Origin of the sequence: Streptomyces sp. NRRL WC-3618, assembly GCF_001280005.1 — a bacterium.
Classification (GTDB): Bacteria; Actinomycetota; Actinomycetes; order Streptomycetales; family Streptomycetaceae; genus Streptomyces.
On record NZ_LGDW01000016.1, the window covers coordinates 22,453 to 37,006 of the forward strand.

A 14,554-nucleotide genomic window follows, 5' to 3' on the forward strand; every position below is an offset into this window, starting at 1 on the left:
GCCCGCACCGAGCCGCTCCCTCCCCCCTCCCCGGCTCACCAGGAGTCCGCTCATGGCATCGACCCGACAGTCAACAGGCCCAGAACCCACGGACGACGCCGAACTCGCCGAATTCGGTTACAAGCCCGAACTCAAACGCACCCTCGGCAACTTCCACACCTTCGCTGCCGGGATCAGCTACATCTCGATCCTGACCGGCACCTTTCAGCTGTTCTACTTCGGCTACGGCAGTGGCGGTCCCGCCTACTGGTGGTCGTGGCCGATGGTGTTCGCCGGACAGTTCATGGTCGCGCTCTGCTTCGCGGAGCTGGCCGCCCGCTATCCCGTGGCGGGCTCCGTCTACAACTGGTCCAAGAAGATCGGCAATCCGCACCTGGGCTGGCTGGCGGGCTGGATGATGCTGATCGCCTCGATCGTGTCGATCTCGGCGGTGGCACTCGCCTACCAGCTCACGCTGCCGCAGATCTCCGACGTGTTCCAGATCGTCGGGGACGGCACCGGCACGTACGACGTGGCGACCAACGCGGTGATCCTGGCAGCGGTGTTGATCCTTTTCACCACGGTGGTGAACGCCTTCGGCGTCAAGCTGATGGCCACGATCAACACGGCGGGTGTCTTCCTCGAGCTCATCGCCACGGTCGTGCTGATCGTCCTGTTCGCCGTGCACATCACGCGCGGTCCGCAGGTGGTCATGGAGACGAACGGTACGGGCACGGGCCACGGCACCGGTTACCTCGGCGCGTTCCTGGTGGCCTCACTGGCATCCGCGTACGTCATGTACGGCTTCGACACCGCCGCCTCGCTCGGCGAGGAGTCCGTGAACCCGTCACGGAACGCGCCGCGCGCCATCATCCGGGCGATCGTCGCCTCCTTCGTCCTCGGCGGCCTGATCCTTCTCCTCGCGCTGATGAGCGTCTCCAGCCTGAAGGGCGAACAGCTGTCCACGGACGGCCTGCAGTACGTCGTGCTCGACGTGCTCGGGCCGACGGCCGGCAAGGCGATGCTGTGGTGCGTGCTGATCGCGGTCACCGTCTGCGCGCTCGCCGTCCACACGGCGGCGATCCGGCTGGCGTTCGCGATGGCCCGCGACAACAACCTGCCCGCGTCCTCGCTGCTCGCGAAGGTCAGCCCGCGCTTCCAGACACCGGTGCTGCCCGCCGTGATCGTCGGAGTCCTGTCGCTGGCAATCCTGCTGGTCAACATCCGTCAGCCGCAGATCTTCACCGTCGTGACCAGTATCGGCATCATCATGATCTACCTCGCCTATCTGGGCGTCACCGGACCCATGCTGGTCGCACGGCTGCGCGGCAGGTGGCAACCGGCCGGCGACGGCAAGTTCTCGCTGGGCCGGTGGGGCCTGCTCGTCAACATCGGGGCCGTGGTCTGGGGCGCCGCCATGACGACCAACCTGATCTGGCCGCGCGCCTCCGTCTACAACGCCACCGCCCCCTTCCACTGGTACCTCCGGTGGGGCGCCGTGCTCTTCGTCGCGGTCATCGCGGGTGGCGGCTTCGCCTACTACTGGTTCGTCCAGCGGCACCGGACGGGTGTGCTCGCCGGACACCGTCTCGAGGAGACCCCGGCCGCTCCGGCCGCTCCCCTCGCCGCCCCAGCGGCCGACTGAAGGAGGTCAACCCCCATGGACCAGCCGATCACGAGCCCCTCGCTCATGGGCCGACCACCCGTGGACACCGACGAGTTCGACTATGTGGTGGTGGGCGGTGGCACCGCGGGCAACGTGGTGGCGGCAAGACTCTCGGAGGACCCCGGCGTCACGGTGTGTGTGCTGGAGGCGGGCCCGAGCGACGTCGGCGACGACGATGTCCTCAAACTGGAGCGCTGGATGGGCCTGTTGGAGTCCGGCTACGACTGGGACTACCCGGTCGAACCGCAGTCCAGCGGCAACAGCTTCATGCGGCACGCCCGCGCGAAGGTGCTCGGTGGCTGCTCGTCCCACAACTCCTGCATCGCTTTCTGGGCCCCGGCCGAGGATCTCGACGACTGGGCGGCCAAGGGCTGCGCGGGCTGGAGCGCGGCGGACCTCTTCCCGCTCTACCGGCGTCTTGAGACCAACGACGCCCCCGGCGACCACCACGGCCGCACCGGCCCGGTCAAGCTCCGTACGGTGAAGAGCGAGGACCCGTGCGGCGCCGCCCTGCTGGAGGCGTGCGCGCAGGCGGGCATCCCGACCACCCCCTTCAACACCGGCGAGACCGTGCTGCGCGGGGCCAACTGGTTCCAGATCAACTCCGACGAGAACAACATTCGCCAGTCGTCCTCCGTCGCCTATCTCCACCCGGTCATGGGCCGGCGGCCCAACCTGGAGGTACGGACGGGGGTGCGGGCGAAACAGCTCGTGCTGGAGGGGCGCCGCTGCGTGGGCGCCGAGTACCTGGACCCCGATCTCGTCCACACGAGGACCGTACGGGCGCGCCGCGAGGTCATCGTGTCGTGCGGTGCGATCGACACCCCGAAGCTGCTGATGCTGTCCGGTATCGGACCGGCCGAGCAGTTGCGCGAGGTCGGCGTCGAGGTGGTCGTGGACTCGGCGGGCGTGGGCGAGAACCTGCAGGACCACCCCGAGGGCGTCATCATGTGGGACGCCCTACAGCCGATGCCCACGACGTCCAGTCAGTGGTGGGAAGCGGGCATCTTCTACGACACCGAACCGGGCCTGGACCGGCCAGACCTGATGTTCCACTACGGCTCGGTGCCGTTCGACCTGAACACGGCGCGCTGGGGCTATCCGACCTCGGAGAACGCGTTCTGCCTCACCCCCAACGTGACCCGGGCGAGGTCCCGTGGCACGGTGCGGCTGCGCACCCGCGACTACCGGGACAAGCCGATGGTCGATCCGCGGTACTTCACGCACGAGCACGACGCCCGCGTGATGACGTACGGCCTGAAGCTGGCCCGCCGGATAGCCGCCCAGCCCGCGCTGAGCGGCTGGGCGGGGGCGGAACTGGCCCCTGGGCCGGACGTCCGGACGGACGACGAGCTGCTGGAGTACATCCAGAAGACCCACAACACCGTCTACCACCCGGCCTGCACGGTGAAGATGGGCGCGGACGACGACACTTCGGCGCCCCTGGACGCGCGGCTGCGGGTGAAGGGTGTCGAAGGGGTGCGGGTGGCCGACGGGTCGGTGATGCCGGATCTGGTGACGGTGAATCCGTGCATCACGACGATGATGATCGGGGAGAAGTGTGCGGACCTTTTGAAGCAGGACGCGTAGGGGGCTGCCGGTAAGTGGGGAACTGCCCCTTTCAGGGAGTCGTTTGTGAGGGAGTCGCCGGCGCCGGACGCTTGAACATTCGCGTCGCCGTGATCTCGCTGTGCACGGCGTCCCCCTCCCCGGCCGGGGCCTGCTGCGGCAGCCCCGGCCGGAGGTGTTCCTCCACGCTGATGTACTTCAGCCCCGCGCGGAGGTCGGCGTCGTTGCGAAGGCGGATGACGAGGGGGAACTCGGCGAGCGCGGTCGTGTCGAACAGGCCTGTGGTGTACAGGAGTTGGACGCCGAGCGCGTCGGACACGGCTCGCTGGAGTTCGAGCAGGTAGGTCGCGTTGGCTCGCCCGATGGGGTTGTCGAGGAACAGCGTGCCGGCGTGGCGGTGCTTGTCGCGGCCCCGGTCGTTGCTGCGCAGCGCGGCCATCGTGCAGTACAGGGCGATGGCCGCGGTGAGCAGCTGACCGCCCGAGAACACGTCGCCCATCTGTCCGACCGGTACGCGCTCGGCGCGCAGTACGGCGTCGGGCTTGAGGATCTCGACGGCGATGCCCTTGGGCTGGAGGGCGGCGCCGACTCCCCTCAGGAGCAGGGACATGCCGTCCCGGCGCAGGTCGGAGTTCTTCTTCACGGCGGCGCGGGTCGCCTCGTCGATGACCTCGCCGAGCCGCTCGGTGAGTGTCGCCTGGTCGGGCTCCTCGAACCGGATGCGCAGGAACTCCTGCCCGGACCACTCGCCGAGCCCTTCGGGCAGCCGGGACAGCCGCTGCGCGGACCGCAGGGTGGCCAGCGCCGACTCCACCAGCCCCCGCAGCCGGTCCACGATCGAGTCCCGGTTCCGCTCCAGCTGCGCCAACTCGTCGGTCAGGACCCGGAGTCGGGGAGCGAAGGCGTCCGCCCACTTCTGCGCGTGCTCGGGCAGCGCGGACGCGGGCAGTTCGCGGATCTGCTGGCGAGCGGGGGTGCGCACCGCCTCGTACCGCGTGGAGTTGGCATGCCGTACGAGGATGTCGCTCGCCTCGCGCACCGCGCCTTCGGCCGCGGACAGGTCGGCGGCGCAGCCGCGCAGGGAGCGGCGGGCCTCGGCGGCCGACTGCCGTGCCTCTTCCGGGTTTCCGGGGTAGGGCTCGGGGGCTTCGATCGCTTCGTCCACGGCCTGCTCACGCAGCAGGTCGCGGAGCATGGCGGCGATCTCGTCGAACCCGGAGGCCGCGTCCTCCGCCGCCCGGTGAGCGCCGAGGAGTTCGGCGTGCGCGTCCCTGGCCTGGGCCAACGCCTCGCTGCGGGACGCGAGTTCGGCGGTGGCGGTGCGCAGCAGGACCTGGGCCTGCTCGGCGTCGCGGGGGACGAGTTCCTCGGCGAGCTCGGCGTGCGCCTCGCCGCCCTCGGGCGCGTGCCGCTCGGCCGCGCCGCGCAGCCGTCCGAGCTGCTCGCTCGCCGTGGAGACGCGGGTCTCCAGGAGCTGAACGAGTTCCTCGGCCCGCGCGGAGGCGGCCTGCCGGGAGGGCCCATCCGAGCCTTCGGGTGACTGCAGCAGCTGCTCCGCGCGCGTGCGTACCTTGTTGCTCAGCCGGTCCAGCTCGGCGCGGCCGGCGCTCTCCTCGCTCTCGGACCGCGCCTGCTCCGCCCTCAGGTCGGCTCCGACGCCGACCTTCTCGTAGAGCTGGGAGGCGGCCCGGTAGGCCTCGCGGAGGGCGGGCAGCGACGATTTCGCGGCGTCCTCGTCGGCGTCCGGTACGTCGTCCGGGGCGCCCGCGATCTCCGCGCGCTCGGCGCGCAGGGCGCGGGCCGTGCGGCGCGCGTCATCGGCGGCGCGCTGGGCGGCGCGCCGGTCCTCGTCGGCGGACCGGGCTCGCTCCAGGCAGACCTGGGCGCGGGCCTCCGACTCGACGGCCTCGTCGGCGAGTTCACGCACCTTGACCTGCCAGCCGGCGCGTTCGCGCAACCGGTAGGCCAGTCCGGCTAGGGCGTCGGCGGCGCGGCGGGCCCGCTGGGCGGCCTCCTGCCGTTCGTCCCGCAGGCGGGACGCCTCGCTCGCCACCTCGTCGGCCTCGGCCCGCACGGTCCGTGCCTCGGCCAGCTCGGCCTCGGTCTCCTCGGCGAAGGCACGCGCGTCGTGCGCGGCCTGGGCCAGCTCCACGAGCCGTCCGGCCGGACAGCCCGTACGCCAGGAGGCGAGCCGTGCGGCCAGCTCCCGGTCCTTTCCGAGCCGCGCCGCGAGCGTGCGGATCTCCTCTTCCCGCTCGCCCGCCCGGGCCCGCAGCGCCTGCCGCTCCTCGTCGGCGGCGTGCTCGTCGTGCATGGCCGGGTTCGGCGGTACGAGGAACACGTCGCCGTCGCCCGGTCCGGGCGCCGGAGTGGGGGCGAGCAGGGCGGCTGCCGTACCGACCGCCACGGCCGACCGGGGCAGCAGGGCCGCGTCACAGAGGGCGTCGCGGGCACGCGCGTGTGTGCCCGGGTCGGTGATGATGACGCCGTCGACGAGTTCGGGGCGGGCGGCCAGTACGCGCGCGTGGTCGGTGGGGTCGACGGCCTGGGCGAGATAGCGCCAGCCGGGCAGCGCGGGGATGCCGTGCTCGCCGAGGAACTCGACGGTGGCCAGCACATCGGGGCCGGGCGGCAGTAGCCCACCGTCACCGAGCGCCCCGAGGATCCGGGCGTCGTCGGCCGCGGCGGTCCGCAGTTCGAAGAGCTGCCGCTCGGCGGAGGTGACACCGTCGTCGAGCAGTTCGCGGAGTTCGTCGGCGAAGCGGTCCAGTTCCTCGGGGGTCAGGGGGCCCTCGGCGAGTGCCCGGGACGCGCCCTTCCCGGCGGAACGGGCCGTGGCCCCGCCGGACCCGTCAGTCGTCTCGCCGGCGCTGCTGTCGCCCTCGCTCGCGCCCTGCTGGTGCGGCAGCGCGGTCCGGGCTCGCTGCCGCGCTCCGCCGGTGGACGGCAGGCTCAGCAGCTCGGCGAGCCGTTCCTCGGCCGCGAGGGCTTCGGCGGTGCGCCGCTCGGCGTCGTACGCGCGCTCGGCCGCGGTGGCGGCGTCCGCCGCGCGGGCCGCCGTCAGCTCCGCGCGGGACTCGGCGGACGCCGCCTCACGCGCGTGCTCGGAAGCCCGCCGGGACGCATCACGGGCGGTGTCCCAGGCCTCTACGGCTGTCTTCTCGGCGTCGCTGGCGGCGAGCGCGGCCCGCGCCGGATCCGCGTCGGGAGCGCTGTCGTCGAGCCAGCCCGCGCGCACCGCCTCGGCGGTCTCCTGTTCGACCTCGCTGAGCCGCTGCCGCAGGTGCCCGACCTCGCTGCGGGCGCGCTGTGCCTCGGTGGCGGCGGCGGTGGAGTCCCGGTGGGCGGCCTCACCGACTTCCTGGAGGACGGCGGACCGCTCCTCCTCCTCGTTGGCGAGCGCCTCCGCGCCGTCCGCCGCCGACTGCAGTGCCCGTACGAGGTCGACAGCGGCCTTGGCGCGGGCGGCGAGCGCCGGGGCCGCGTCCCGCTCGGCCTCGCGGATCGCGACGGCCACGCGCGCGGAGCGGTCGGCGGCGGCGCGATGGCGCAGGACGACCTCGGCGGCCTGCCAGGCGGAGTGCATGGTGCGCGCGTCGGCGAGTTCGCGCTTCTGCGCGGCCGCCGTCTTCTCCGCTGCCGCGAGAGCCAGGGAAGCGTGCTGGAAGGCGAGTTCGGCGGCGATCAGCGCGCTGCGTTCCCGCGCGCCCTCGGAATGGGTGACGGTGTACGCCGCGGCGGTGACCCGCTGGGCGAGGTCGCCGGCCCGGACGCGTTCCTGGACGCCCCGCGCGGACAGCCGCCGGGCGAGCGTGCGCGTCCGCCGTTCCGCACCCGCGTGGACGTCCCGCGCGCGGGAACGCGTTTCCGTGGCCTCGACGATCCGGCCGAGCAGGTCCACGGATCCGGCGGTGAAGTCCCGTTCGGCGATCAGTTCGGACCGTCGCCCCAGCTTGTTGCCGAACCCGCCGACCAGGTCGGCGAGTCCGTCGGTGTCCCGGGTGTCGGTGACCGCGCGCAGCAGCAGGTCGGTGAAGTCGGAGTCCTTCTTGACCGCGAAGAGGCCGGCGGCCTCACCCTCGTCGGCGTTCATCTCCCGCTGGTAGCGGAAGAGTTCGGGGTCGAGACCCAGCTCCCCCAGATGCTCGTTCCAGCGGTCGTGGATCTCCTCCCAGTGCACTTCGAGGTGCGGGTACACCTTGCCCGCCTCAGTGATCGCGTCCCGGAAGCCCTTCATCGTCCGGCGCCGTCCTCGGGCACCGGAGACGCCCTCCACCGGCGGCCGTACGGCGGTGGACTCGGCGACGGGAAGGTTGTCGAGGCTCAGCCCGGGGCCGGGCCGGAACGAGTACCAGGCCTCGGCGAACTTCCGCGGATCGTTGGAGACCTGCCGTCCCCGCCACTCGCTCGCCTTTCCGACCACCACCAGCTCACCGGTGAGCGTGTGCTGCCACTCCAGGGCCACATGCCCGCAGTCGTCGGCGAGCAGGAACTTGCGCAGCACACCGGAACTGGCGCCACCGAGCGTGTTGCGGTGCCCGGGCAGCATCACGGAGAAGATCAGCTTGAGGAGTACGGACTTGCCGCCACCGTTCTCCAGGAAGAGCACGCCCGCGGGAGCGGGCCGGCGCGGCGGTCCTACGGGCTCGTCCTCGAAGAACTCCGCCTGGGTGGGCGCGGGGTCGGGCACCGGCTTGCCGACACCCCGCAGGTCAAGCACAGTGTCGGCATAGCGCGCACCGGCAGGACCGATGGAGTAGAGGCGGACCCGGGACAGCTCGTACATGGCGGACTCTCGTAGTCGTAAGGGAGTAGTCGGGTAAGGGAGGGTCAGGCTGGGGGGAAGGGAGCCGGCAGCGGTCAGGAGTGGTGGAACGGCAGCCCGGCGTCGGCCACCAGCTCGAGGTCGTCGGTGTCCTCGGCGGGCAGCAGAGTCGGTGTCCCGTCGGTGACCGGCACGACACCCAGCTCCAGCAGCTCGGCCATGGCGGCGTTTCCGGCCATGTCCCGCACCTGGAGCTGGTAACGGGCCGTCGTCCGATACGTACCGCCGTTGTCGTCACCCGTGCGCTGAAGGAAGCCGGAGTCGGTGAGGAAGACCACGGCCTTGCCGACGATGCCGGTTGTCGAACCGGCCGGTCTCCTCGCGTCCTTGGTGGCTCCCGTCGCGCTGCGCCGCATCCAGATCCGCCAGGCGGCCTCGAGTCCCGGGGCGTCGGTGACCGGGTCGGTGTTCTCGCCCTCTGCCTCTGCCCGCTCCTCCAGCCGTCGGCAGGCCTGCCGTACGAAGGCCTCGACCCCGTTGACGGTGACGCGCCCGATGTAGCCGTCGTCGGCGAGATCCTCGGGTCTCGGAAACGCCATGGCGGCGACGGCGAGATGGGCGAGCCCGTGCAGAAAGCGGTCCGAGCCGTCGGCGGACGTACGACGGGCGTAGTCGCCCATCCGCACGGCGAAGACGGAGTCCTCGGCGGCGGTGACGGCCATCCCCGCGCGCGGGGACACCTCCAGCACGATCAGCCCCAGCCCGGCGGCCACGGCGTCGGCGAGCCGGGCGAACGCCGGGTCCTCGCGATACCGCCGCAGCAGCTCGGCGTACTCCTGGTCCCGGGCGGGCTGAAGCCTGGGCTGCAGCCCGAAGGCCACCAGCCGGGCGGCGTCAGCGGCATCGCCAGGAGTAATCACGGCAGCGGCCGCCGGCGCGGCAACAGCTTCCGGCTCACTCCAGTCGACCTGCTCGTTCACGGCTGAGACTCCTCGGGGTTCTGATAATCGGACGGGCGGGCAGGCGCCCCTACAGGGGCGCGGGGCTGTGACATGTGCGGCTCCGCCGCGTGGGCGCGAACAGCCACAACGGGCCCGCAGCCAGGCGACAACCTCAGCCCCATCACGCCGCCTCCGACCTGCCCGCAGCCATCCCCACCGTGTCCAGCAACGCCACCCCCACGATCAGATCCGCGCCTCCGAACTCCGGATCATCCAGCTCCATCCCGTCATCGACAGCGAACAACAACTTCTCCTCGCCCTGCCGATAGGCCGTCCCGACCGGCGGACTGGCCGCGTGCACGGCCAACAGGGCCACCAGGTAGGGAAGTTCCGTGTCCTGGAGGCGCGCCTCGGCCAGCAACCCCGACAACCGCCGAGGCGCGTCCGCGGGCAGATCCAGCAACTCCATCGCCGCCGCCAGCTGCTCCTCGCTGAACCGGCTGTCGTCCGGCGTGGCGATCAGATCCGGCTCCGGCATCTCCGCGCCGAGGTGCTCCCGCTCCACCGGCGGCGTCAGGAGGATGTCCACGAGGTCGCCCACGCGGACCGACACCGGCGTACGAAGTCCCGTCCCGCGCGCGAAGAACGCGTCCGTGACCCGCACCGCCGCCTCCAGGGGCAACGGCAGCAGAGGGGCGACCAGATGGCCGTACAGGTCGATTCCCGAGGACGTCATCGGCGTCGCGAAGGCCTGCCGGTCCTGCTCGGCGCGGAACAGCGGGCCCGCCTCCAGCAGGCGGGACTGGAGCAGCGTGTGCCGCCGGATGCAGTCCTTCACGATGTCGACGAGTTCGGCGGCGCGCCGCTTCTGCTCCGGGTCCTCGGACTCGTCGCGGGCCTTGCGGATGTTGGTCAGGATCGCGTTCTCATGGCGGTAACGGTCGGCGACATGGTCGAGCGCCTCGGCGATCATGTCGGGGACGGTCTGGAGCCAGTCCACCGCGCGCACGTTGCGCCGGGTCGCGTCCAGGGCCCTGCGCAGGGTCTCCGAGTACTGCACGGTCCGGTAGCGGGCCTGCTCGGCGGCGAGCTGGGCGTCGGCCAGCCTGCCCCGGCTGATCAGCACCTCCAGCTTGACCTCGGCGGCGATCTGGGCGCTGGTGACATCGGTGTCGAGGGCGCCGACGAGTACGTTGACCGCTTCGTCCGTCGTACGGAGGTAGACGCTGCCGCCGTATCCCGGGACCTCCTCGATCAGCTTGAAGTCGTAGTCGCGGCGCACATACGTGCCGTCCTGGGTGAACGTGCCGTACACGGCCCGGAAGCCTCGGTCGACGCTGCCGACGTTGATCAGGTTCTCCAGGACCCAGCGGGCGACACGCTCGTGCTCGGTGGCGGGCCGCTGGGGGGCTTGGGCAGCGATGCGCGGGACGAGGCGGGCGACGATCTGGTCATGGTCGGCGCCGGTGTCGAAGTCCATGTTCAGGGTGACCAGGTCGATGGCCGAGAGGGCCACCTCCGCCATGCCGTACACCGAGTACTCGCCCGCGAGATTCGCCTTGCGCGCGTCCAGGTCGTGGAGCGGGGCGGTGCAGGCGAGCGCGCGTAGGCGGCGCGCCAGTCCTTCGTCGGCGGCCGGGCCCGGAGCGGGGCGCGGCCCCGCGCTGAGCTGGGGCGGAACGCTGTCCGTCGATGCAGGCGAAGTCACGCTGCACAGACTAGGTCCTCGGTCTGACAACGACCCAAACGACTCAGAAGCGGCCCGCCGTCACCCCGCCACCGTGCCGTTCACGCCTGCTGGAACGCCGCAGGTCCAAAACCCCGTACCGGCTTACCCGTCCTCGCCGACCCGCCGCCCGTAGACCTCCACGACCCGCTTGAGGGAGTCGTCGAGATAGACCGAAAGCAGCCCCTCGGCAAGCTCCCGGTCGCCCGTCCGGAGGGCTCGCAGTATCTGCTCGTTGCGTGCGAGGTAGGGCTCGTGCAGGCGTCGCGGGTCGTCCACGACGTGGAAGGCGAGGCGCAGTTCGGCGAAGACGCTGCGCATCAGCTCGTCGGTGCGGGCGCTGCCGGCCAGTGCGACGAGTCGGCTGTGGAAGTGGATGTTGGCCGTACCCAGCCCTTTCCAGTCACCCTCGCGCGCCGCTCGCTGCCCCTCCTCGACGGCCGCCGAGAGGTCCTCCAGGGCGTACGGCGGCTCGCCGAGGCCTCGGACGACGGCGCACTCGACGAGGGCGCGGGTGCGGTAGATGTCCTCGACGTCCTCGACCGTGAGGACTCGTACGAAGACGCCTCTGTTGAGTTCGTGGATCAGCAGGCGTTCGTGCGTGAGCAGCCGGAACGCCTCGCGCAACGTGTTGCGGGAGACGCCGAGGGCTCCGCCGATGCTGTCCTCGGAGAGCCGGGTCCCTGGCGGGAAGTACCCGTCGGCGATACGGCTCCTGAGGATGTCCGACACCCGCTCGGCGGTACTGGTGCGCCCGAGGAGGGCGCGGTCGTCGGCCAGTCCCGTCAGCTGCTCTGCCATGCCCGGAATTCAATCGCAGATACGAGAACGAAACAACACAGGTATTGAAGGATCGTTCAACGATCCTCTACCTTGCTTGACAGGCGCCGCTGGATCCACGCGGTACCGGTCTCTTCCGCACCGCTCATCCCTGAAGCACCCTCCGTCCCTCACCTGCGAGGTGCACATGAGCACGACCCCTCCGCCACCGGCTCTGCCCACCGAAACCCGCCCCGGTGCGGGTGAGCCCGCCGTCGACGAAGGCGCGTTCGCCTGGCTGCGGGCGCTGGGCCCGCGAGGCCGCCGCGCATTCGGCGGCGCGTTCGGCGGCTACGCCCTGGACTCGTACGACTACTTCACACTGCCGTTGAGCATGGTGGCGCTGTCCGCGTACTTCGGCCTGGACAGTGGCCAGACCGGTCTGTTCACCACGGTCACCCTGGTTGTCTCCGCGATCGGCGGCGCCGGAGCGGGCGTGCTCGCGGACCGGATCGGCCGGGTCAGGGCGCTGATGATCACCGTGATCACGTACGCCGTCTTCACCGTCGCCTGCGGCTTCGCGCCCAACTACGAGACGCTGCTGGTGTTCCGCGCTCTTCAGGGCCTCGGTTTCGGGGGTGAGTGGGCCGTCGGCGCGATCCTGGTGGCCGAGTACGCGAGCCCGAAGCACCGCGGCCGCACACTCGGCGCGATCCAGAGTTCCTGGGCGGTGGGCTGGGGACTGGCCGTGATCGTCTACACCACGGTCTTCTCGTTCGTCGACGACGATCTGGCCTGGCGCGTGATGTTCTGGACCGGCGCCCTGCCCGCGCTGCTGGTCATCTGGGTGCGCCGCTCGGTGCACGACGCGCCCCGGGCGGTCGCCGAGCGCGAGACGAACCCCAGGAAGGGGTCGATCGCGGAGATCTTCAGGCCCGGTACGCCCGAGGCCCCCGGCCTGCTGCGCACCACGCTCTTCGCGTCCCTGCTGTCCACCGGTGTCCAGGGCGGCTACTACACCCTCGCGACTTGGGTGCCGACCTACCTGAAGACGGAGCGAGGACTGTCGGTCGTCGGCACCGGTTCCTACCTCACGTTTCTGATCTCCGGCGCCTTCATCGGCTATCTGACCGGCGGATACCTCACCGACCGGATCGGCCGCAAGCGCAACATCTGGCTGTTCGCGGTCCTCTCGGCGCTCTGCGTCCTCGCGTACGCGAACATCCCCGACGGCTCCAACAACCTTCTCCTGGCGCTCGGTTTCCCGCTCGGGTTCTGCATGTCGGCGATCTTCAGCGGCTTCGGCTCCTATCTGAGCGAGCTGTACCCGACCGCCGTACGCGGCACGGGACAGGGCTTCACCTACAACACGGGCCGGGCCGTCGGCGCCGTCTTCCCCACCACGGTCGGTTTCCTCGCCGACAGTTGGGGCGTGGGCGGTGCGCTGGTATTCGGCGCCATCGGATACGGCATCGCCGCACTGGCCCTGCTCGGGCTGCCGGAGACTCGCGGAAAGGAACTTCAGTGAACCGCACGGAAGACCGCTCCCTGACCCTCGTCGACGAGAACGCGCACGCGTGGAGCCCGAAATCCGCGCGAGCCCGGTTCCGCGCAGGCCTGACGGGGCCCACGGCGGGCGTCGCGGCCGGCCACACCCAGGCCAACCTGATCTCGGTGCCCGCCGACTGGGCGTACGACATGCTGCTGTTCTGTCAGCGCAACCCGAAGCCCTGCCCGGTCCTGGACGTCACGGACGCCGGTTCGTGGACCACCGTCCTCGCCGAGGGCGCGGACCTGCGCACCGACCTGCCGCGCTACCGGGTCTGGCGGGACGGCGAGCTGGTGGAGGAGCCCACGGACGTGCTCGCCCACTGGCGCGACGACCTGGTGACGTTCCTCATCGGGTGCAGCTTCACCTTCGAGTGGGCGCTCGCCGAGGCGGGCGTTCCGATCCGGCACATCGAGCAGGGCCGCAACGTCCCGATGTACGTGACCGACCGTCAGTGCCGTCCCGCCGGGCGGCTGCACGGCCCCATGGTGGTGTCGATGCGCCCGGTACCGCCGCAGCATCTGGCGGCCGCCATCCGGGAGAGCAGCCTGCTCCCGGCGGTGCACGGCAGCCCCGTACACTGCGGCGATCCGTCGGGGCTGGGCATCGATGATCTCGGCCGGCCCGACTTCGGCGATCCGGTGGACCTCGCGCCGGACGACATCCCGGTGTTCTGGGCCTGTGGAGTGACCCCGCAGGCCGCGGTCACGGCGTCCCGTCCGCCCTTCGCCATCACACACGCGCCGGGGCAGATGTTCCTCACCGACACCCGCGACGAGCAGTACCGCGTCGCCTGACCGGAGCGTGACAGGAGTCCGGAAGATGATCGACCTGAACGCCGACCTCGGCGAGGGCTTCGGCCGTTGGCGGCTGACCGACGACGAACGACTGCTGACCGTCGTCACCAGCGCCAACGTGGCCTGCGGCTTCCACGCCGGAGACGCGCCCACCATGCGGCGGGTGTGCGACCTGGCCGCCGCACGCGGCGTGCGGATCGGTGCCCAGGTCTCCTACCGCGACCTCGCGGGCTTCGGGCGGCGCGCGATGGACGTGCCGCCCGACGAACTGACGGCCGAGGTGGCCTACCAGATCGGCGCCCTGGAGGTCTTCGCGCGCGCGGCGGGCACGCGCGTGTCGTACGTCAAGCCGCACGGCGCGCTCTACAACCGCGCCGTGCACGACGCGGAGCAGGCGGGGGCGGTGATCGACGGCGTGCTGCTGGCCGGCAAAGGGCTGGCGGTGCTCGGGCTGCCCGGTTCGCGCCTGCTGGAGCTGGCCGGGGCGGCGGGTCTGCCGGCCGTCCCCGAGGCGTTCGCGGACCGCGCGTACACCGAGGAGGGAACGCTCGTGCCGCGCGGCCAGGACGGGGCGCTGGTGACCGACCCCGACGCTGTCGTGGCCCGCTCCGTGACCCTCGCCCGGACCGGCGTGGTCGCGTCGCGCTCCGGGGCGCCCCTCGCGATCCGCGCCCGCTCCCTGTGTGTCCACGGCGACACGCCCGGCGCGGTGGACCTGGCCCGCCGGGTCCGTGCGGCCCTGGAGGCGTCGGGCGTCGGCGTGGAGGCCTTCGTATGAGGGGACCGAGCGGGACGACGAGCGG

At 71.5% G+C, this 14,554-nt stretch carries 9 protein-coding genes; 5 read left to right on the forward strand and 4 right to left on the reverse strand.

What is annotated here, in order from left to right:
- Positions 1-52: 52 nt before the first annotated feature.
- The gene (locus ADL01_RS03025; RefSeq protein WP_053740290.1) at positions 53-1,624 is read left to right on the forward strand and encodes an APC family permease; all 1,572 of its coding nucleotides are present in this window, start codon (positions 53-55) and stop codon (positions 1,622-1,624) included.
- A 15-nt stretch (positions 1,625-1,639) separates the two neighbouring features.
- Entirely contained in the window at positions 1,640-3,235 is a 1,596-nt protein-coding gene (locus ADL01_RS03030; RefSeq protein ID WP_234354478.1) for a GMC family oxidoreductase, read from the forward strand.
- Positions 3,236-3,266: 31 nt separating this feature from the next.
- On the opposite strand, the gene ADL01_RS03035 is transcribed toward ADL01_RS03030, so the two are convergent.
- From ADL01_RS03035 to ADL01_RS03050, 4 genes are all read right to left on the reverse strand, one after another.
- The gene (locus ADL01_RS03035) at positions 3,267-8,000 is read right to left on the reverse strand and encodes a hypothetical protein (protein WP_053740291.1); all 4,734 of its coding nucleotides are present in this window, start codon (positions 7,998-8,000) and stop codon (positions 3,267-3,269) included.
- Positions 8,001-8,074: 74 nt separating this feature from the next.
- Positions 8,075-8,959 (reverse strand): hypothetical protein, encoded by an 885-nt coding sequence (locus ADL01_RS03040; protein ID WP_053740292.1) that lies wholly within the window; start codon positions 8,957-8,959, stop codon positions 8,075-8,077.
- Positions 8,960-9,101: 142 nt separating this feature from the next.
- A complete protein-coding gene (locus ADL01_RS03045) occupies positions 9,102-10,628 on the reverse strand; it encodes a hypothetical protein (protein ID WP_053740293.1) in 1,527 nt (508 codons plus the stop codon).
- A gap of 123 nt (positions 10,629-10,751) precedes the next feature.
- Positions 10,752-11,447, reverse strand: coding sequence for a GntR family transcriptional regulator (locus ADL01_RS03050; protein WP_053740294.1), 696 nt, complete (start codon positions 11,445-11,447; stop codon positions 10,752-10,754).
- A gap of 166 nt (positions 11,448-11,613) precedes the next feature.
- Between ADL01_RS03050 and ADL01_RS03055 the strand changes: the two genes are divergently transcribed.
- The 3 genes from ADL01_RS03055 to ADL01_RS03065 are packed head-to-tail and all read left to right on the forward strand — an operon-like array spanning position 11,614 to position 14,529.
- On the forward strand, positions 11,614-12,933 hold the full coding sequence (locus ADL01_RS03055) for an MFS transporter (RefSeq protein WP_053740295.1): 1,320 nt from the start codon (positions 11,614-11,616) through the stop codon (positions 12,931-12,933).
- A complete protein-coding gene (locus ADL01_RS03060) occupies positions 12,930-13,751 on the forward strand; it encodes a putative hydro-lyase (RefSeq protein ID WP_053740296.1) in 822 nt (273 codons plus the stop codon). Before ADL01_RS03055 ends, ADL01_RS03060 begins: the two co-directional genes overlap by 4 nt.
- 25 nt (positions 13,752-13,776) lie before the next feature.
- Positions 13,777-14,529, forward strand: a complete 753-nt coding sequence (locus ADL01_RS03065; RefSeq protein ID WP_053740297.1) for a LamB/YcsF family protein — start codon at positions 13,777-13,779, stop codon at positions 14,527-14,529.
- Positions 14,530-14,554: the final 25 nt, after the last annotated feature.

Bases quoted from the DNA above. Each gene is read 5' to 3' on its own strand.
- ADL01_RS03025 (WP_053740290.1), top strand. From the start codon at position 53: ATGGCATCGACCCGACAGTCAACAGGCCCAGAACCCACGGACGACGCC.
- ADL01_RS03030 (WP_234354478.1), top strand. From the start codon at position 1,640: ATGGACCAGCCGATCACGAGCCCCTCGCTCATGGGCCGACCACCCGTG.
- ADL01_RS03035 (WP_053740291.1), bottom strand. From the start codon at position 8,000: ATGTACGAGCTGTCCCGGGTCCGCCTCTACTCCATCGGTCCTGCCGGT.
- ADL01_RS03050 (WP_053740294.1), bottom strand. From the start codon at position 11,447: ATGGCAGAGCAGCTGACGGGACTGGCCGACGACCGCGCCCTCCTCGGG.
- ADL01_RS03055 (WP_053740295.1), top strand. From the start codon at position 11,614: ATGAGCACGACCCCTCCGCCACCGGCTCTGCCCACCGAAACCCGCCCC.
- ADL01_RS03065 (WP_053740297.1), top strand. From the start codon at position 13,777: ATGATCGACCTGAACGCCGACCTCGGCGAGGGCTTCGGCCGTTGGCGG.